This is a genomic window from Enterobacter cloacae complex sp. BZL2005, from assembly GCF_049238885.1.
Taxonomy (GTDB): Bacteria; Pseudomonadota; Gammaproteobacteria; order Enterobacterales; family Enterobacteriaceae; genus Enterobacter; species Enterobacter roggenkampii.
Genome location: NZ_JBMKGI010000009.1, coordinates 85,714 through 104,170 on the forward strand (window position 1 = coordinate 85,714; position 18,457 = coordinate 104,170).

Sequence of the window (18,457 nt, forward strand, 5' to 3'; positions counted from 1 at the left end):
TCTTCAACAAAGAATGACATCAAAATTGATCCTATCGATATTTTCGGTGTGAATGGCTTTTCAAACTGTCGTGTGAGCGTATGATCTGGACTCTTTTTTATCTTTAATCCTTCTGAGTTCAGAGGCTTATTCATGTCATGGCAATCCTTCAAACAGGCTTACCTGGTTAAGTTCTGGTCACCCGTTCCGGCCGTTATCGCGGCAGGCATTCTCTCTACTTATTATTTTGGCATTACCGGCACCTTCTGGGCCGTGACCGGCGAGTTCACCCGCTGGGGTGGTCAATTGCTGCAACTCGCTGGCGTGCATGCCGAAGAGTGGGGATACTTTAAGCTCATCCACCTCGACGGTACGCCGCTTACCCGCATCGACGGAATGATGATTATCGGCATGTTCGGCGGCTGTTTCGCGGCCGCGCTGTGGGCAAATAACGTTAAGTTGCGTATGCCCAAAAGCCGGATCCGCATTTTGCAGGCGGTTGTCGGCGGGATAATTGCCGGATTCGGCGCGCGTCTGGCGATGGGGTGTAACCTTGCCGCCTTCTTTACCGGGATCCCGCAGTTTTCGCTTCACGCCTGGTTCTTTGCCGTCGCCACGGCCATCGGCTCTTACTTTGGCGCAAAATTCACCCTGCTGCCGCTGTTTCGTATTCCAGTGAAAATGACAAAAGTCAGCGCAGCGTCTCCGTTAACCCAGAAGCCCTCTCAGGCCCGCCGCCGTTTCCGCCTCGGAATGCTGGTCTTTTTCGCCATGGTGGCATGGCCGCTCTGCACCGCCCTGAACCAGCCTAAGCTCGGTCTGGCGATGCTGTTCGGTGTGGGTTTTGGTCTGCTCATTGAACGCGCGCAGATCTGCTTCACCTCCGCGTTCCGCGATATGTGGATCACCGGGCGCACGATGATGGCGAAGGCGATTATCGCCGGGATGGCGGTCAGCGCCATCGGCATCTTCAGCTATGTCCAACTGGGCGTCGAACCGAAAATCATGTGGGCCGGTCCTAACGCGGTCATTGGCGGCCTGCTGTTCGGCTTCGGGATCGTGCTGGCTGGCGGGTGTGAAACCGGCTGGATGTATCGCGCCGTCGAAGGTCAGGTGCACTACTGGTGGGTGGGTCTGGGCAATGTGATTGGCTCGACGATCCTGGCGTACTGCTGGGATGACGTGTCTCCCGTCCTGGCCACCCGCTGGGACAAGGTCAACCTGCTGAATACCTTCGGGCCTCTCGGCGGCCTGCTCGTCACCTACGCCCTGCTGTTGGTCGCTTTTTTACTGGTCGTCGCACAGGAGAGACGTTTCTTCCGCCGTGCGGGCGTTAAAACAGAAACGCAGGAGAATGCAGCATGAAAGAGATCGTGCCTGATTATCGTCTGGATATGGTTGGCGAGCCCTGTCCATATCCGGCGGTGGCTACGCTTGAAGCGCTGCCGCAGCTTAAGAAAGGTGAAATTCTGGAGGTGGTCAGCGACTGCCCGCAGTCCATCAACAACATACCGCTGGATGCGAAAAACCACGGTTATACGGTGCTGGATATCCAGCAGGATGGCCCAACCATTCGCTATCTGATTCAAAAATGATCGCTAAGGGCCTCGTCAGGGGCCTTTATCGTATTGAATTATAAGACATCTTGATCCACGGCAAAAACGCGATTTTTGACTTAAGTAAAATCTCATTTCCCTTTTGAAGGAGGTTTTCGCGGTTTGATGTATTTACGAGCTTTACTGGTCTTCGCCTTATTGATTCCCTTCCACGCGCTGTCCCTGAATTTCTCTTCTACTTTCCTGCGTCTTAATTGTCCGCAAAGAGGACTTGTCGAGGTTATTCTGCACGTTTATGACCACACTCAGGAACGGTGGCGCGGCCATTTTGAAACCGGTGCGGGGCATAAACGTGCGGGTGATACCGAAATGATCCCGTTTGCCAACGGCGATATTCTCTTCCATTCCGTATCCAGCGACGCTTTCAGCTATTTATATGATGGGGAAACGATCCTGAGGCACTGCGTAAAGCTTGATGAGCGGCCGGTTTATCCGTCGTTTTGACGTGATCAAAGCAAACTGGCCACCCTGTGGCCAGTTTGACGGGGGATCAGAAACGATAACCCGCAGAGAACATAAACACCCACGGATCCAGGCGAGTGCTGATACTTTGCTGCTGACCGCCCGCCTTGAAGCGTACGTCCGTATCAATATCCATATACCAGACCGAGGCGTTGATCAGCCAGTCGCGGTTAATCAGATAATCCAGGCCAACCTGCCCCGCCATGCCCCACGAATCTTTCAGGCTGAGATCCGTCAGACCCGCCTCTTTACCGGTATCGTTGAATTTCTCATCAAAGAAGGTGGTGTAGTTCACACCGGCGCCAATATAAGGACGCACCTTGCTGCTTGAGTCACCGAAGTACCACTGCGCCATCAGCGTTGGCGGTAAATGGTGAACCGTGGCGATATCACCGGTAGGCCCGAGGCCCACGCGATGACGGAACGGCGTTGCAGCCAGAAGCTCAACGCCCACGTTATCCGTCGCCATATAGGTGAAAGTTAAACCTAACTGGGTGTTATTACTGACGTTAAAACCGCCCATTCCCAGCACGTTATCCGAACCTTCAGTTGGGCGAGCCGTAGCCGAACCGGCACGAATAAAGAATTCGCCTGCTTCATGCGCATACGCGCCGCCAGAGAGACTACTTAATACAAGGGCTGCCACCGCTAATTTTTTCATATCCGCTCCATCGTTGTGGTTTTAATCGCGGATGAGAATATACTCACAAAAGAGTAATAAGTGATCTGCCACAGATCACATTAAAACCAGTAACTTAACATTCATTGATCTGGATTAATTTTTTGTTACGCACTCAAAACCAATAAGTTGTTTCCATGTCAATTTTTGGCATTTCACGGTTACAAAATTTTCCCTTTTCCCCCTCTTGCTCTTCCTCTGGCGGCTGGATAATTTATCGCTCTCACAAATTGATTTGATGCGTTCTTCTTTTGCAGGTGTGCCATGAGTGATATCAACCCGTGCATGACGTGCGGAGCCTGTTGTGCGTATTTTCGAGTCTCTTTCTACTGGGCCGAAGCCAGCGATGGCGGTGGTGCCGTTCCGGTTCATCTTACCGAGCCGTTAACCCCCTTTTTGCGCTGCATGAGCGGCACGAACCAAAAGCAGGCCCGCTGTGTGGCGCTACAGGGTGAGCCTGGGGTCTCGACCCGATGTTCCATCTATGAGGATCGCCCCAGCCCGTGCCGGGAATTTGCCATGTCGGGGGAGGATGGCCAGGTCAACGAAGCCTGTAACCGCGCCCGCGCGCGGGTTGGATTACCGCCGCTTTACAAAGATATGCTTTTCCATACAAGCCTTGATGCTGCCACAGCAGGTGCATCCGGTGTACAATTGCCGGCTAATTAACACCTGCAATACTCAAGGAGAGTGCATGTCTATCACGGCGAAGTCTGTCTACCGTGACACGGGAAACTTTTTCCGCAATCAGTTCATTACCTTTTTACTGATCGCGTTGCTTTGCGCCTTTATCACGGTGGTGCTGGGCCATGCCTTCTCACCGAGTGAAGAACAGATTGCCAGCCTGAGCCAGGGCGACCATCTTGCGGGTAGCGTGGGATTGTTTGAGCTGGTGCAAAATATGACGCCGGAGCAGCAGCAAATCCTGCTGCGCGCCTCTGCCGCGTCCACGTTCTCAGGCCTGATTGGTAATGCAATTCTGGCGGGCGGCGTTTTGCTGATGATTCAGCTGGTATCGGCGGGTCACCGCGTCAGCGCCTTACGCGCGATTGGTGCGAGTGCACCGGTCTTACCTAAGCTGTTTATCCTGATCTTTTTAACCACGATGCTGGTGCAAATGGGGATTATGCTGGTCGTGGTGCCGGGCGTTTTACTGGCTATCGTGCTCGCATTTGCGCCGGTGATGGTTGTGCAGGATAAGATGGGAATTTTTACCGCGATGCGCAGCAGCATCAGACTGGCATGGGCTAATATGCGTCTGGTGGCGCCCGCCGTGATCGGCTGGCTGCTGGCCAAAACGCTCCTGTTATTGTTTGCACCGAATTTTGCGGTATTAACGCCTAACGTCGGCGCCGTGGTGGCGAATACGCTGAGCAATCTCATTTCAGCGGTACTGCTCGTCTATCTGTTCCGCCTGTACATGTTAATTCGTCAGTAATCCCGAGGCGGGGGCATCGCTGTCTCCCGCCCCGCTCAGAAGATGGAATCACAGAATGAAGCAGTTTCTTGATTTTTTACCGCTCGCGGTGTTTTTCGCTGTCTATAAGTTGTACGACATTTTTGCTGCAACAAAAGCGTTAATCGTCGTGACCGTTGTTGTGCTGATCTACAGCTGGATTCGCTATCGCAAAGTCGAAAAAATGGCGCTTATCACGTTCGTTTTAGTAGCGGTGTTCGGTGGATTGACCATTGCCTTGCATGATGTTGTATTTATTAAGTGGAAGGTGACTGTTATTTATGCGTTGTTTGCAGCAGCGCTGTTGTTCAGTCAATGGTTCATGAAAAAGCCCCTGATCCAGAGCATGTTAGGTAAAGAACTAACGCTGCCGCAGGTGGTCTGGTCGCGTCTGAATACCGCCTGGGCAATCTTCTTTATTCTTTGCGGTCTCGCTAACATCTATATTGCCTTCTGGCTGCCGCAGGATATCTGGGTCAACTTTAAGGTCTTTGGCCTGACCGCGCTGACGCTTATCTTCACGCTGTTAAGCGGCGTATACATCTATCGTCATATGCCGCAGGACGACAACCACTGATTACTGACTGACCAGAACGTCAACGACGGGCGTTCTGGTCTATTCTCTCCGCACGCGAATCATAGTAGCATCCCGCCTGAAGTCTTCCGTTACGAGTTAAAACAATGACAACAACTAACGCCCCTCAGGGCGAACTGGTTTTACGCACACTGGCAATGCCCGCTGACACCAATGCCAATGGCGATATTTTTGGCGGCTGGCTGATGTCGCAGATGGATATGGGCGGCGCAATTCTGGCAAAAGAGATTGCCCACGGGCGCGTGGTCACCGTGAGGGTGGACGGCATGACCTTCCTGCGCCCGGTTGCGGTGGGTGATGTGGTTTGCTGCTACGCGCGCTGCGTGAAGCGCGGTAATACCTCCATTTCCATCAACATCGAAGTCTGGGTGAAGAAAGTCTCTTCTGAGCCGATTGGGCAACGCTATAAGGCCACTGAAGCGCTGTTTATTTATGTCGCCGTGGACAGCGAGGGTAAACCTCGTCAGCTTCCGCAGGCCTGATCGACAGGCAAAAAAAGCCTCCTTTCGGAGGCTTTTTTTATTCCATCTGCGCCCCGCCGTTGAGGCGGAAAACAATATTGACGATCAATCCGCTGCCCGGCTTGCCTGGCTCATAGCGCCATCTGCGCATGGCAGATTTCACTTCGCGCTCAAACATATTAGAAGGTTGCGCAGACAAGATTTCCACATTATCCACGCGGCCATCCGCAGTGACGTCAAATTTCACCCGTACGCGGCCTTCAATACGCAAGGCCTGAGCTCGCGCCGGATACTGAGGCTGATTGCGGCTTACGGCGCGCGGGCCCGCTGGTGCGGTTACGGTTGGCTTTGAAGTCGTTGCCGTATTGTTCATCACCGGACGTGAAGGCGCTGCATTTTCGACTGGCTGGGTCGCGCGCGGTTCAACCGGACGTTCCTCGCGTTTCGGACGCTCCTCGACCTTCTTCACCGGCTTTGGCTTCGGCTTAGGTTTTGGCTTCGGTTCAGGTTTGTGGATCACCACCGGGGCTTCCTTCGGTGGCTCCGGAACGGGCTCGGGTTCTGGCTCCGGTTCAGCCACCGGCTGTGGCGGCGGAGGGGCAACCTGCGGCGGTTCAAGATCCGCTGGCGAGACCATCGTCACCGAGATCGGCTGCGCGGGCGCGGGCATTTCAATAACCTGATGAACCGAGGTATACAGCAGACCCGCCACAACGGCACCGTGAATCACGACAGAAAGCAGCGTCGGCCAGGGAAAGCGGCGAGGTAAATCAAGGGTCATCGAAGTCATAGTCATCAACGTTAAAAAACCGAACCCTGATTTTAAATGCAAATAGCAATCATATTCAATAAGACACTTTGCTCTGGCGCAATTTTAGCGCCCGAGAGGCCAAAAAAGACGCATACAGATCAGGGTATTAACATTGTTTTTATTTTACATTGCAGTCGTTTGCCCTTTCACATAACGTAACTGACACTTTTACAGGTTAAGGAGCTTCGCCGTGTTTTACGTGATTTACTCTGAAGATGTTGCTGATTCGCTCGAAAAACGCCAGTCTGTGCGCCCTGCGCATCTGGCACGTTTGCAGTTGCTTCAGGATGAAGGCCGATTACTGACCGCTGGCCCCATGCCCGCAGTAGACAGCAACGATCCGGGTGCTGCCGGTTTCTCCGGCTCCACGGTCATTGCTGAGTTTGAATCCCAGGAAGCCGCTCAGGCCTGGGCTGACGCAGACCCGTACGTTGCAGCGGGCGTGTATGCAAAAGTGACGGTGAGACCGTATAAAAAAGTGTTCTGATACCAAAGCGGCTCCGAAAGGAGCCTTTTTTAGGGTGGCGATTACGCGCCGCTGTGCCGGGTAAACTGCTGCTCTGTAATAAGGCTTCCCCACTGTTCGCCTTCCCACTCTTTTACCAGCGTAAACCCATACGACTCGTACAGACGCCTGGCGGCGGTCAGCTTATTGAACGTCCAGAGGTGCACAGCTGAAAAACCGGCGCTGTCGCAAAACCGCATGGCTTCATTCAGCAGTTTTTTCCCCACGCCGTGCCCCCGGCAGCCATCATCAAGAATAAACCAGCGAAGATGGGCTTCACCCGGCGCCAGATCCTCGCCATCGATCGCCACCGAGCCGACAATTTTGTCGTTGAGCAGTGCCAGCCAAATCTGGTTACAGGGCTTCTCCAGTCTTTCACTAAACTCAGCCAGCCCCGAAGCCACTTTGGCCTCGAAGAAGCGACCAAAATTATGCTCCCGCGAATAATAACTGCCATGCATCTCCGCGATACGGCCAATCATGCCCGGGATATACCCCTGCACTATCTTCAGCTCATCGGGCTGCATATCATTGCCCGCCTCCCGACACGCCAGCAGCGCGTTGGCATAAAGGGAGAGCCCCTCAGAAATGGTCTGCTGCTGGGCAGGAGCAAGACGTTTTATTGCTGTGACCACGCGCTCATTGCTGAAGGTATTAATTTTACTGACCGTCTCGTGACCCTTCGCGGTCAGCCTGAGGCTCTTTGCTCTCGCATCCTCGGTAGAAATGACCTCCTCGAGTTCGCCTGCGGCAATCAGGCGAGCCAGCATCCGGCTGACGCTGGACTTTTCCAGGCCCAGCAGCTGTACCAGCTGACTCGCCGTCATCTCTTTTCGTAGGGCAATTTCGACCAGAGTATGGACGGCCGAAGGCGAATAATTCGTTGAGGCCAGGGTAGAACCCATAAAACCTAACTCTCGCACCATCAGGCGCGAGGAACGTCGAATAACACTGACTACCGGGGTTTCGCTGTGCATGTTATGTCCTCACCATTTAGTTGTACTATACAACTAAATGGTGAGGGATTGTCAAACAGAATGAAAAAGGCTCCCGCAGGAGCCTTTCATCAATCAGTGCAGCGACGCTAACCTCGCCGCAAACCCGACAAACAGCAGCCCTATCAGCCCGTTCCCCAGCTTTGCCAGTTTCTTTTTCGTTTTGAGATAGCGCGTGACAAATGCACCGGAGAAGATCAGGAAGCTCATGTACATGAAGCTTATCAACTCAAGCGTCGTCGCGAGGATAAGGAAAGAGGTACCGGTGTTCTGCGCATTCACGTCAATGAACTGAACAAAGAACGATACGTAGAACAGAATCGCTTTTGGATTCGTCAGGCTCAGCACCAGCGAACGTTTCATGATCGTGCTGGCAGGCTCGGTGCCGCTTTCCTGAGCGTGATTCTGGCGGGTAATGACCGACCAGAGCATTTTGCCGCCCAGCCACAGCAGGTAGAAGGCGCCGAGATAACGCACGATATTAAACAGTACCGGTGTGGTCTGGATTAATGCCGCGACGCCCGCCCAGGCAAGAAACATCAGCACCGCATCGCCGATAAATACACCCGTGGCGGCCAGGTACCCTTTTTTAACGCCGTGTCCAATTCCAGTTTTAAGCACAAACAGGGTATTCGGCCCCGGTACCAGCACGATAAAAAACGCGCCAACAACATACGTCCAGAAATTCAGTACGCCAAACTCCGCAAACACTTCTTCTCCCTCCTTTTGCTCAACACAACCGGAATAGCGCTGCAACCACGCTACTCCCAAAAATCAGACCTTATAAAATCAGCGGGCACCATTACGGTGCCCTCATGGTACTCAGATATCCTGGACGGCGAACAGCAACGCGTTGCGGTGCCGGGTCATTCCACATTTTCTGATGGCGTGAATACGCATATTGCGGCGGGATTGTGCTTCCAGCCAACGAGCCTTGCGACGACTCACCTGTCGCAACATGCGCCAGCGCCCTACTTCTGTTCTACTGCGCTTCATGTCTACAACTCTTTCTCAAACAGAGACGCCATTATAAACCCAACCCGGCTGCAAACCAGCGCTTTTACCTGGCGTTTTTATTTGCCAGATGAATCCTGATGCGTACACTCATAACAATACGCTTTCAAAAGGATTTTTTTACCTATGACAACCTTCTACACCGTGGTGAGTTGGCTGGTCATTTTGGGATACTGGCTGTTAATCGCGGGTGTGACGTTACGCATCCTGATGAAGCGCAGAGCCGTACCCTCTGCCATGGCCTGGCTTCTGATCATCTATATCCTGCCGCTGGTGGGAATTATCGCCTATCTCTCTTTCGGTGAGCTTCATCTCGGTAAACGCCGCGCCGAGCGGGCCCGCGCCATGTGGCCCTCCACCGCGAAGTGGCTGAACGACCTTAAAGCCTGCAAGCATATCTTTGCCGAGGAGAACAGCAGCGTCGCCTCGTCACTGTTTAAGCTGTGCGAGCGCCGTCAGGGGATTGGCGGCGTTAAGGGTAATCAGCTCCAGCTGCTAACCTCGTCCGACGACGTTATGCAGGCGTTAATCCGCGATATCCAGCTGGCGCGTCATAATATCGAGATGGTTTTCTATATCTGGCAGCCCGGCGGGATGGCTGACCAGGTCGCGGAATCTCTGATGGCCGCGGCGCGACGCGGCATTCACTGCCGTCTGATGCTTGACTCTGCGGGCAGCGTGGCATTTTTCCGCAGTCCCTGGGCAGGGATGATGCGCAATGCCGGTATCGAAGTGGTCGAGGCGCTGAAGGTTAACCTCCTGCGCGTGTTTCTGCGCCGGATGGACCTTCGTCAGCACCGTAAAATGATCATGATCGATAACTATATTGCCTACACCGGCAGCATGAACATGGTTGACCCGCGCTTCTTTAAACAGGACTCGGGCGTGGGTCAGTGGGTGGATTTGATGGCGCGCATGGAGGGGCCGATTGCCACCTCGATGGGCATCGTCTACTCCTGCGACTGGGAGATAGAGACCGGCAAACGCATCCTGCCGCCACCGCCGGACGGCAATATTATGCCGTTTGAAGAGGCCAGCGGTCACACTATTCATACCATTGCTTCCGGCCCGGGCTTCCCGGAGGATTTGATTCATCAGGCGCTGCTGACGGCGACCTACTCGGCGCGTGAATATCTGATCATGACGACGCCCTACTTTGTTCCCAGCGATGACCTCCTGCACGCGATCTGTACCGCGGCGCAGCGCGGCGTGGATGTGAGCATTATTTTGCCGCGCAAAAATGACTCCCTTCTGGTGGGCTGGGCCAGCCGGGCATTCTTTAGCGAACTGCTGGCCGCAGGGGTGAAGATCTACCAGTTCGAAGGCGGACTGCTCCATACCAAGAGCGTGCTTGTCGACGGCGAGTTAAGCCTGGTGGGAACGGTGAACCTGGATATGCGCAGCCTGTGGCTTAACTTTGAAATCACGCTGGTTATTGATGATGCCGGCTTTGGCGGCGATCTCGCGGCGGTGCAGGATGATTATATCTCCCGCTCCCGCCTGCTGGATGCCAGACTGTGGGTAAAACGTCCGCTGTGGCAGAGAATTGCCGAACGACTGTTTTACTTCTTTAGTCCGTTGCTGTAAAACGTGCCCAACGATGTTAAACAGGTAGTCATCATGGAAATGGATCTGAACAATCGCCTGACCGAAGACGAAACGCTCGAGCAGGCCTATGACATTTTTCTCGAACTGGCGGTTGATAACCTCGATCCCGCAGACGTGATCCTCTTTAATCTGCAGTTTGAAGAGCGCGGCGGTGCCGAACTGTTCGACCCTTCAGAAGACTGGGCTGAGCATGTGGATTTCGATCTGAACCCTGACTTCTTCGCCGAAGTGGTTATCGGGCTGGCCGATGAAGACGGTGGCGAAATTAATGATATCTTCGCTCGCGTCCTGCTCTGCCGTGAGAAAGACCACAAGCTGTGCCATATTCTCTGGCGCGAATAATAAAAAAGGCTGCAATTGCAGCCTTTTTTATTTACTCCGGCAACGGATTCCCACAGCGGTGACAATAACGCGCGTTGAGTTCATGTTCCCCCTGATGACATCGCGGACATTTGCGCTGCTGCTTGCGGCTCTGAAATGCGCTACTCATGTGCGTGGTAATCAGCCCGGTCGGAATGGCAATGACCGAATAGCCAATCAAAATAAGCACTGAGGCCACAATTCGCCCCAGCGGCGTATGGGGCGTGATATCCCCGTACCCCACGGTCGTTACGGTCACGATCGCCCAGTAGACGGACGCATTGAGCGTCGTAAAGCCATATTTCGGCCCCTCAATCAGATACATCAGTGCGCCAAAAACAATCATGACAATGGCAATAAACGAATAGAACAGAATAAGCTGATGACGGGCGCTGACGATTGCGCTCCAGAATATGCGCAGTGAGGGCATAAAGCGCAGTAATTTCAGAATACGTAATACGCGAATAACGCGCATCGCTCGCCAGGCAAAGACATAGCTCAGGCTGATTTCCGGCCACAGCCACATGACGTAGAGCGGCAGAATGGTGGCTAAATCGATAAATCCCCAGAAGCTGAAAACATATCGGGCCGGGTTAGGCCAGGCAATCACTCGGAGGAGATATTCAGCGGTAAACACCAGGGTAATCGCCAGCTCAAGCCAGACAAAGACATGCCATTCGTCAAACGTCAGGTGGTATTGCGTTCCGGCACCCGATTCAATAAAGATGATAACCACGCTGAGGAGCGCAAATAAACCACAAAGACCCTCGAAGCGCCGTCCGGATACCGTTTCAGGATCGAATAAAACATGATAAAGCCGCCGACGGGCTGACGTGAATAAACGCGACACAGTGACCTCGCAAAAAATAAGGGCTGACATCATGTCAGCCCTTGCGATTATAACGGGTCTACTTTCAGGCAGGAAACCGCATGTCGGAAACTGCCTTCCAAAACCGGCCGCGTTTTCGCACATTCCGGCCCGGCCATTGGGCAGCGCGTGCGGAAGACGCAGCCCGACGGCGGGTTAATCGGTGAAGGCAATTCCCCTTCCAGAAGCTGGATGGTCTTATTCTTTTCCAGATCGGGATCGGGGATCGGCACCGCCGACATCAGCGCTTTGGTGTAAGGGTGCAGCGGATTGTGGTACACCTCGTCATAGGTGCCCAGCTCCACGGCGTGCCCCAGATACATCACCAGCACGCGGTCAGAGATGTGTTTCACCACGGCCAGGTCATGCGCGATGAAGATCAGCGACAGCCCCATTTCGCGCTGCAGCTTCTGCAGCAGGTTAACCACCTGCGCCTGAATGGAGACGTCGAGCGCGGAAACCGGCTCATCACAGATAATCAGCTTCGGTTCGAGGATCAGGGCGCGCGCAATACCAATACGCTGACACTGACCGCCGGAGAACTCGTGAGGATAGCGGTTGATGAGGTTAGGCAACAGCCCGACTTTCAACATCATCGCCTTAACGCGATCGCGCACTTCCTGGCGAGACATCTTCGGATGATAGGTCCGCAGCGGTTCGGCAATAATCTCACCGATGGTCATACGCGGGTTTAATGACGCCAGCGGATCCTGGAAAATCATCTGGATATCGCTGCGCACGTCGCGCCACTCGTCGGGCTTCATGCCCAGCAGATCTTTACCCAGCCAGGCCACTTTGCCGTCGGTGGCTTTTACCAGACCGATAATGGCGCGCGCAAAGGTCGATTTACCGCAGCCGGACTCGCCCACCACGCCCAGGGTTTCCCCTTCGTACAGGCGCAGCGTGACGCCGTCCACCGCTTTCAGGGTCTTCGACGGCTGCCAAAACCACTGTTTGCCGTCCTTGATGTCGAAATGCACTTTAAGGTCAGCAATTTCGAGCAGGACATTGCGTTTTTCATCTAATGCGTTCATACCAGCTCCTCCTGCGGCTTAAAGCAGGCGCGCAGACGGCCTGGTGCAAACTCTTCCAGCGGCGGTGCGCTATTGCAGATTTCCATCGCGTGCGGACAGCGCGGCTGGAACGGACAGCCTTTCGGCAGGCGCAGCAGGTTTGGCGGGTTGCCCGGAATAGTAAGCAGGGACTCCCCTTCCGCATCGAGACGCGGCACCGCGTTCAGCAGGCCAATCGAGTAAGGATGGGCTGGCTGATAGAACACGTCACGCGCTTTGCCGTATTCCATGGTACGACCGGCATACATCACCAGCACTTTGTCACAGATGCCCGCCACCACGCCCAGGTCGTGGGTGATCATGATAATCGCCGTGTTGAACTCACGCTTCAGCTCGTTCAGGAGGGTCATGATTTGCGCCTGAACGGTAACGTCCAGCGCGGTGGTCGGTTCGTCGGCAATCAGCAGCTTTGGCCGGCACAGCAGCGCCATCGCAATCATCACGCGCTGGCGCATACCGCCAGAGAACTCGTGCGGGAACATGCGCATACGCTTGCGCGCTTCCGGCATTTTTACCGCATCGAGCATTTTGACCGACTCTTCAAAGGCTTCGGCTTTGCCCAGACCTTTATGCAGCATCAGCACTTCCATCAGCTGCTCACCGACGCGCATGTACGGGTTCAGCGAGGTCATCGGATCCTGGAAAATCATCGAGATCTGCTCGGCGCGCAGCTTGTTCAGCTCTTGCTCCGGCAGGTTGAGGATTTCACGACCGTTGAATTTCGCGGAACCGCCAATCACACCGTTAGCGGCCAGCAGGCCCATTAACGCAAAGGCGGTCTGGGATTTACCGGAACCAGATTCCCCCACGATACCGAGCGTTTCACCCGCGCGCAGGTTGAAGTTGAGATCGTTCACGGCGGTCACATCCCCGTCCGGGGTCTTAAAGGTGACGCGAAGATCTTTTACGTCCAGCAGAAGGTCGCTCCGCTGCTGCGCCTGTGGCGCGGTTGCCGTTTCAATAATTGTCATGACGGCGCTCCTTAACGGTCTTTCGGGTCGAGGGCATCACGCAGGCCATCGCCGATAAAGTTAAAACAAAACAGGGTAACGACCAGGAAACCCGCCGGGTATAACAGCAGCCACGGTGACACTTCCATTGAGTTTGCACCGTCACTCAGCAGCGCGCCCCAGCTGCTCAGCGGCTCTTGCGTACCCAGACCGAGGAAGCTCAGGAAGGATTCAAACAGGATCATGCTTGGTACCAGCAGTGAGGCATAGACCACCACCACGCCCAGCACGTTAGGAACGATATGGCGAACCACGATATTCCCGGTAGAGACACCGCCGACCTGCGCGGCTTCGATAAACTCTTTGCGTTTGAGGCTCAGCGTCTGGCCGCGAACAATACGCGCCATATCCAGCCAGGACACCATCCCGATGGCCACGAAGATCAACAGGATATTCTGACCAAAGAAGGTCACCAGCAGGATGACGAAGAACATAAACGGGAAGGAGTTCAGGATTTCCAGCAGACGCATCATCACCGAGTCCACTTTGCCGCCAAGGTAGCCGGACAGTGAGCCATAGAGCGTCCCGACGATCACCGCCACCAGCGCGGCAGCAATCCCGACCATCAGCGAGATACGCCCACCGATAGCGACACGCACCAGCAGGTCACGTCCGGAGGAGTCCGTGCCAAAATAGTGGCCAGACTCCATATCCGGCGCGCTGGACATCATGCCCCAGTCGGTGTCGAAATAGGTAAATTGCGACAGCATCGGGGCAAGGGTCACAAACAGCGCGATGATCACCAGAACTACCAGACTCGCCACCGCCGCGCGGTTGTGCATAAAGCGACGACGCGCGTCCTGCCAGAGGCTACGACCTTCCACTTCCAGTTTTTCACTGAAGTTTTCCAGCGCCTCGCTGTTTTTCTTACTCAACATCATGGCGTGCTCCAGTTAGTAACGGATTTTCGGGTCGATGACGGCATACAGCACATCGACGATAGCGTTAAAGAGAATGGTCAGCGCACCGACGAGAATGGTCAGACTCAGTACCAGCGAATAGTCGCGGTTAAGCGCGCCGTTAACAAACAGCTGGCCAATGCCCGGCAGGCCGTAAATGGTTTCGATAACCATCGAGCCGGTGATGATCCCGACGAATGCTGGTCCCATGTAGGAGAGCACGGGCAACAGCGCCGGTTTGAGCGCGTGGCGGAAGATAATCCGACGCATCGGCAGCCCTTTCGCGCGCGCGGTACGAATGAAGTTCGAGTGCAGCACTTCGATCATTGAACCACGGGTGATACGCGCGATACTGGCGATGTACGCCAGGGATAATGCCACCATCGGCAAAATCATGAACTTTAATGCCCCGCCGTTCCAGCCGCCGCCAGGCAGCCACTTCAGCGTAATGGCAAATATCATCACCAGTAATGGCGCGACAACGAAGCTGGGTATGACTACCCCGGTCATTGCCACCCCCATTACGGCATAATCCCATTTGGTATTTTGTCTGAGCGCGGCGATGACGCCTGCGGTGACCCCGAAAACGATCGCCAGAATGAATGCCGCAGCACCCAATTTCGCCGAAACCGGGAAGCTGGACGCCACCAGATCGTTAACGGAATAGTCTTTATATTTAAATGACGGTCCAAAATCACCGTGGGCCAGCTGCTTCAGGTAATTGAAGTACTGGGTAGAGATAGGATCGTTTAAGTGGTATTTCGCTTCGATATTCGCCATCACTTCTGGCGGCAGCGTACGCTCACCGGTAAATGGACTTCCCGGCGCAAGGCGCATCATGAAGAAGGAAATCGTGATGAGAATAAATAGCGTTGGAATCGCTTCAAGACAGCGACGTAGGATAAATTTCAACATTGCCCGTACCTTCTGGCGTGTGCCTATATAATGTGACGTTGGTTAGACACCGTGGGGCGAGCACGCCCGCCCCACTCATTGCCATTAATGCTTGATAATATACAAGTTTTTAACGTAGATATTATCCATCGGGTCTTTACCGGTGTACCCACCTACCCACGGTTTCACCAGACGGGCGTTAACGTAGTAGTAAACCGGAACGATCGCGGAATCTTTATCCAGCTGCTGCTCAGCTTTAGAGTACAGTTCAGTACGCTGTGCTTCGTCAGTGGTTTTCAGCGTGTCGGCAATCAGCTTGTCAAACGCCGGGCTCTTATAGTGCGCGGTGTTGTTTGAGCTGTCGCTCAGCATGGTGTTCAGGAAGGAGGTCGGTTCGTTATAGTCCGCACACCAGCCGGCACGCGCCACGTCAAAGGTGCCCTGATGACGGCTGTCGAGGAAGGTCTTCCACTCCTGGTTCTCCAGCTTCACGTTCGCGCCCAGGTTCTTTTTCCAGATCGAGGCGACGGCGATAGCCAGTTTTTTGTGCAGATCGGACGTGTTGTACAACAGGCTGAAGGTCAGCGGCTTATCGGCGGTATAGCCCGCTTCGGCCAGCAGTTTCTTCGCTTCTGCGTTACGCTGTTCCTGCGTCTGTTTGAACCAGTCTGGCTCGGTCAGTTTTGCGCCATCGGTGTATGGAGGGGTATAGCTGTATGCCGGCAGATCGCCCTGGTTTTTCACTTTGTTCACGATGATATCGCGATCCAGTGCCAGCTTCAGCGCAGTACGAACACGTACGTCGGTGAACGGTGCTTTCTGGTTGTTGATTTCATAGTAGTAGGTGCACAGGTACGGGTCGACGTGTACTTCTTTCGGGATCTCTTTCTTCAGCTTCTGGAACAGTTCAATCGGCATGTTGTTATAGGTCATGTCGATTTCGCCGCTGCGGTAGCGGTTGACGTCAGTCACTTCGGAAGAAATTGGCAGGTAGGTCACCTGATTAATCACGGTTTTAGCGTTGTCCCAGTATTGCGGGTTACGCTCAAGCACCATACGCTCGTTGACCACCCAGTCTTTCAGCTTATAGGCGCCGTTGGTCACGATATTGGCAGGCTGGGTCCATTTTTCACCAAATTTTTCCACCGCGGATTTTGGTACCGGGGAGACGGACGGGTGCACCAGCAGCTTATAGAAGTACGGAACAGGTTCGCTCAACGTGACTTCGAAGGTATTGGCATCGATCGCTTTAACGCCCAGATCGGTGATCGGTTTTTTGCCCGCGATGATGTCATCAATATTGGCAATATGGCCATATTGCAGGTAGCTCGCATACGGAGAGGCGGTCGTTGGATTCGCCAGACGCTGCCAGCTATAAACGAAATCTTCAGCCGTGACCGGCGTACCGTCGGACCATTTCGCATCTTTACGCAGATGGAAGGTCCAGACTTTGAAATCTTTGTTTTCCCATTTTTCTGCCACGCCCGGTGCCGGGTGGCCGTCTACGTCAGTGACCAGCAGGCCTTCGAACAGGTCGCGGTTAACGTTAGACTCAGGAACACCTTCAATTTTGTGCGGGTCAAGAGACTGAACTTCCGCACCGTTGTTACGCACCAGCGTCTGCTTCTCCGCCAGCTGAACACCTGCAGGAACGTCCGCAGCCATTGCAGCGTTTCCCGCGATTAGCGCAGTTAAAATCCCCGCCGCTACCAGATTTTTTTTTGTGATGATGGACATTGTGTTGATACTCCACTCATTATAATGACTGGCCTTCGCCAGCTGTGTAATCCCCTGTTGGGGCCTGTACAGCGCAGGAGTTTTTTTTGCTGCTGTCAGGTTCTTCTTTTACTGCTTGCTATCACCGACTTTTTTATTACTGACCACTCGTATGGCAGTCTTGCGTCGATTCTTTACAGGCCTCCCCTGTTTGAGACCTGTTCTGGATATCCGAGATGAGAACCATATGAAAATAATTCTCATCTGATTGTTTTATGCTGCAAAATATTAGGCCGGAAAGTATCAAATGGCGTAATCGTGCGCCAATACATTTTGCAAATTTGTTAAGCAATTCTCTTTTACGGTGAGTACCGTATCGTTGAGGGCAGCCCTGCCGGACATCGAACATCACTATAAAGACATGATATTCAATAAGATAGAGAAAATTTTCTCTACAAGCGCGTCGCTGCGCTATCATCGCGTGATTTTGTACAAAAATTTAACAACTGGTTATTATTTAGCACATTCATCTAGGGGAATGTTGAAATTACTAATATCATTTCGGTTATCTCTCAGCAAGCCCCAGAGTATCATGTGAGTAAAATAACAGAGCGATCGAAGATTTTCTGCGCAGGCGGGGTAAGGCGGAATTAATAACCTATTGAAATACAAGAAATGAACATTATTAGTAGAATTTATTATGATATGTGAGCATTTCAACTTTAGTTATATGATTTGCTGATAATCACGTAAAAAAACGGAGCCGTCGCTCCGTTCTTTCATATGAAGTATTAATGCAATAATCCGGGGAAAATGCTTTTAATACCCGTGACGATGAATTCGATCCCTAACGCCATCAGCAACAGGCCCATGATACGCGTAATGACGTTGATGCCCGTCTGACCCAGCAAGCGCACCAGCCAGGGTGCCATGCGGAACACGCCCCAACAGCAGAGCGCAAAAATGGCAATAGCCACGGAAAAGCCAATCAGGTGCATCAGGCTATGATAACGCGTGCCCCAGACAATGGTTGAACTGATGGCCCCAGGACCGGCCATCAGCGGTAAGGCCAGCGGCACCACGCCAATGCTTTCGCGGATGGCGGTTTCTGACTTCTCTTGTTTATTCTGCTTATCCTCGCCCAGCTTACCGCTGATCATGGACATGGCGATGGTCACGACCAGGATCCCACCTGCAATGCGGAAAGAATCTATCGAAATCCCGAAAAGCTGGAGAATGGCGTCACCCAGAAAAAGAGAGGTGAGCAATATGATCGCCACCGACAGGTTAGCGGTGAGGTTGGTCTTATTCCTGGCCGCCGCTGTCTGGTAACTCGTCATACTAATGAAGACAGGAATGATCCCCACCGGGTTGACCAGGGCAAACAAACCAATAAAAAATTTAAAATACGTTGGAAAATCAAAGAGCGTTTGGATCACGTTTTGCTCCGCTTATA

Annotated in this window: 23 protein-coding genes; 10 read left to right on the forward strand and 13 right to left on the reverse strand. The window is 53.4% G+C overall.

Annotated features, from left to right (window positions below):
- Positions 1–132 precede the first annotated feature (132 nt).
- The 3 genes from yedE (at position 133) to ACOTXI_RS16035 (ending at position 2,039) form a co-directional block, all read left to right on the forward strand.
- Complete coding sequence (gene yedE, locus ACOTXI_RS16025) at positions 133–1,344, forward strand: selenium metabolism membrane protein YedE/FdhT (protein WP_058653321.1); 1,212 nt, start codon at positions 133–135, stop codon at positions 1,342–1,344.
- Positions 1,341–1,574 carry a sulfurtransferase-like selenium metabolism protein YedF gene (gene yedF / locus ACOTXI_RS16030; RefSeq protein ID WP_003856774.1) on the forward strand — a complete coding sequence of 78 codons (234 nt, stop codon included), beginning with the start codon at positions 1,341–1,343 and terminating at the stop codon, positions 1,572–1,574. The genes yedE and yedF overlap by 4 nt, the downstream gene beginning before the upstream one ends.
- Before the next feature lie 126 nt (positions 1,575–1,700).
- The gene (locus tag ACOTXI_RS16035) at positions 1,701–2,039 is read left to right on the forward strand and encodes a hypothetical protein (protein WP_071530987.1); all 339 of its coding nucleotides are present in this window, start codon (positions 1,701–1,703) and stop codon (positions 2,037–2,039) included.
- 46 nt (positions 2,040–2,085) lie between these two features.
- On the opposite strand, the gene ompW is transcribed toward ACOTXI_RS16035, so the two are convergent.
- Both ompW and ACOTXI_RS16045 read right to left on the reverse strand, forming a co-directional pair.
- A complete protein-coding gene (gene ompW / locus ACOTXI_RS16040; RefSeq protein ID WP_008502800.1) occupies positions 2,086–2,718 on the reverse strand; it encodes an outer membrane protein OmpW in 633 nt (210 codons plus the stop codon).
- Between the two features lie 114 nt (positions 2,719–2,832).
- The gene (locus ACOTXI_RS16045) at positions 2,833–3,108 is read right to left on the reverse strand and encodes a hypothetical protein (protein ID WP_162790894.1); all 276 of its coding nucleotides are present in this window, start codon (positions 3,106–3,108) and stop codon (positions 2,833–2,835) included.
- Here ACOTXI_RS16045 and ACOTXI_RS16050 point away from each other — a divergent pair.
- From ACOTXI_RS16050 to yciA, 4 genes are all read left to right on the forward strand, one after another.
- On the forward strand, positions 3,001–3,405 hold the full coding sequence (locus tag ACOTXI_RS16050) for a YkgJ family cysteine cluster protein (protein WP_048990749.1): 405 nt from the start codon (positions 3,001–3,003) through the stop codon (positions 3,403–3,405). The genes ACOTXI_RS16045 and ACOTXI_RS16050 overlap by 108 nt on opposite strands.
- 25 nt (positions 3,406–3,430) lie before the next feature.
- On the forward strand, positions 3,431–4,174 hold the full coding sequence (locus ACOTXI_RS16055; protein WP_023292236.1) for a YciC family protein: 744 nt from the start codon (positions 3,431–3,433) through the stop codon (positions 4,172–4,174).
- Between the two features lie 55 nt (positions 4,175–4,229).
- On the forward strand, positions 4,230–4,769 hold the full coding sequence (locus ACOTXI_RS16060) for a septation protein A (RefSeq protein ID WP_058653323.1): 540 nt from the start codon (positions 4,230–4,232) through the stop codon (positions 4,767–4,769).
- Positions 4,770–4,873: 104 nt separating this feature from the next.
- Complete coding sequence (gene yciA / locus ACOTXI_RS16065) at positions 4,874–5,269, forward strand: acyl-CoA thioester hydrolase YciA (RefSeq protein ID WP_008502796.1); 396 nt, start codon at positions 4,874–4,876, stop codon at positions 5,267–5,269.
- A gap of 37 nt (positions 5,270–5,306) precedes the next feature.
- Here the strand turns inward: yciA and tonB are convergent, their stop codons facing one another.
- Complete coding sequence (tonB, locus tag ACOTXI_RS16070; RefSeq protein ID WP_023617069.1) at positions 5,307–6,029, reverse strand: TonB system transport protein TonB; 723 nt, start codon at positions 6,027–6,029, stop codon at positions 5,307–5,309.
- A gap of 220 nt (positions 6,030–6,249) precedes the next feature.
- Between tonB and ACOTXI_RS16075 the strand changes: the two genes are divergently transcribed.
- A complete protein-coding gene (locus tag ACOTXI_RS16075; RefSeq protein ID WP_008502794.1) occupies positions 6,250–6,546 on the forward strand; it encodes a YciI family protein in 297 nt (98 codons plus the stop codon).
- Positions 6,547–6,587: 41 nt separating this feature from the next.
- On the opposite strand, the gene ACOTXI_RS16080 is transcribed toward ACOTXI_RS16075, so the two are convergent.
- The 3 genes from ACOTXI_RS16080 to ACOTXI_RS16090 all read right to left on the reverse strand — a co-directional run bounded on the left by ACOTXI_RS16080 (position 6,588) and on the right by ACOTXI_RS16090 (position 8,555).
- Positions 6,588–7,541 (reverse strand): bifunctional helix-turn-helix transcriptional regulator/GNAT family N-acetyltransferase, encoded by a 954-nt coding sequence (locus ACOTXI_RS16080; RefSeq protein ID WP_058653324.1) that lies wholly within the window; start codon positions 7,539–7,541, stop codon positions 6,588–6,590.
- 93 nt (positions 7,542–7,634) lie between these two features.
- Positions 7,635–8,270: a leucine efflux protein LeuE gene (gene leuE, locus ACOTXI_RS16085; protein WP_008502792.1), complete on the reverse strand. Its 636-nt coding sequence runs from the start codon at positions 8,268–8,270 to the stop codon at positions 7,635–7,637.
- Positions 8,271–8,381: 111 nt separating this feature from the next.
- The gene (locus ACOTXI_RS16090; RefSeq protein ID WP_021240326.1) at positions 8,382–8,555 is read right to left on the reverse strand and encodes a YciY family protein; all 174 of its coding nucleotides are present in this window, start codon (positions 8,553–8,555) and stop codon (positions 8,382–8,384) included.
- Positions 8,556–8,699: 144 nt separating this feature from the next.
- On the opposite strand from ACOTXI_RS16090, the gene cls reads away from it, so the two are divergent.
- Complete coding sequence (gene cls, locus ACOTXI_RS16095; RefSeq protein WP_008502791.1) at positions 8,700–10,160, forward strand: cardiolipin synthase; 1,461 nt, start codon at positions 8,700–8,702, stop codon at positions 10,158–10,160.
- A 33-nt stretch (positions 10,161–10,193) separates the two neighbouring features.
- Positions 10,194–10,523 carry an HI1450 family dsDNA-mimic protein gene (locus tag ACOTXI_RS16100; protein ID WP_006810881.1) on the forward strand — a complete coding sequence of 110 codons (330 nt, stop codon included), beginning with the start codon at positions 10,194–10,196 and terminating at the stop codon, positions 10,521–10,523.
- Between the two features lie 31 nt (positions 10,524–10,554).
- Here ACOTXI_RS16100 and ACOTXI_RS16105 read toward each other — a convergent pair whose 3' ends face one another.
- The 7 genes from ACOTXI_RS16105 to ACOTXI_RS16135 form a co-directional block, all read right to left on the reverse strand.
- On the reverse strand, positions 10,555–11,424 hold the full coding sequence (locus ACOTXI_RS16105; protein WP_008502790.1) for an ion transporter: 870 nt from the start codon (positions 11,422–11,424) through the stop codon (positions 10,555–10,557).
- 14 nt (positions 11,425–11,438) lie between these two features.
- The gene (gene oppF / locus ACOTXI_RS16110; RefSeq protein ID WP_008502789.1) at positions 11,439–12,443 is read right to left on the reverse strand and encodes a murein tripeptide/oligopeptide ABC transporter ATP-binding protein OppF; all 1,005 of its coding nucleotides are present in this window, start codon (positions 12,441–12,443) and stop codon (positions 11,439–11,441) included.
- Positions 12,440–13,453 carry an ABC transporter ATP-binding protein gene (locus tag ACOTXI_RS16115; RefSeq protein ID WP_008502788.1) on the reverse strand — a complete coding sequence of 338 codons (1,014 nt, stop codon included), beginning with the start codon at positions 13,451–13,453 and terminating at the stop codon, positions 12,440–12,442. The genes oppF and ACOTXI_RS16115 overlap by 4 nt, the downstream gene beginning before the upstream one ends.
- 11 nt (positions 13,454–13,464) lie before the next feature.
- The gene (gene oppC, locus ACOTXI_RS16120) at positions 13,465–14,373 is read right to left on the reverse strand and encodes an oligopeptide ABC transporter permease OppC (protein WP_008502787.1); all 909 of its coding nucleotides are present in this window, start codon (positions 14,371–14,373) and stop codon (positions 13,465–13,467) included.
- A 12-nt stretch (positions 14,374–14,385) separates the two neighbouring features.
- Positions 14,386–15,306 carry an oligopeptide ABC transporter permease OppB gene (gene oppB, locus ACOTXI_RS16125; RefSeq protein ID WP_008502786.1) on the reverse strand — a complete coding sequence of 307 codons (921 nt, stop codon included), beginning with the start codon at positions 15,304–15,306 and terminating at the stop codon, positions 14,386–14,388.
- A gap of 84 nt (positions 15,307–15,390) precedes the next feature.
- Positions 15,391–17,022, reverse strand: a complete 1,632-nt coding sequence (oppA, locus tag ACOTXI_RS16130; RefSeq protein WP_008502785.1) for an oligopeptide ABC transporter substrate-binding protein OppA — start codon at positions 17,020–17,022, stop codon at positions 15,391–15,393.
- Between the two features lie 770 nt (positions 17,023–17,792).
- A complete protein-coding gene (locus tag ACOTXI_RS16135; RefSeq protein WP_021240330.1) occupies positions 17,793–18,440 on the reverse strand; it encodes a YchE family NAAT transporter in 648 nt (215 codons plus the stop codon).
- Positions 18,441–18,457 lie beyond the last annotated feature (17 nt).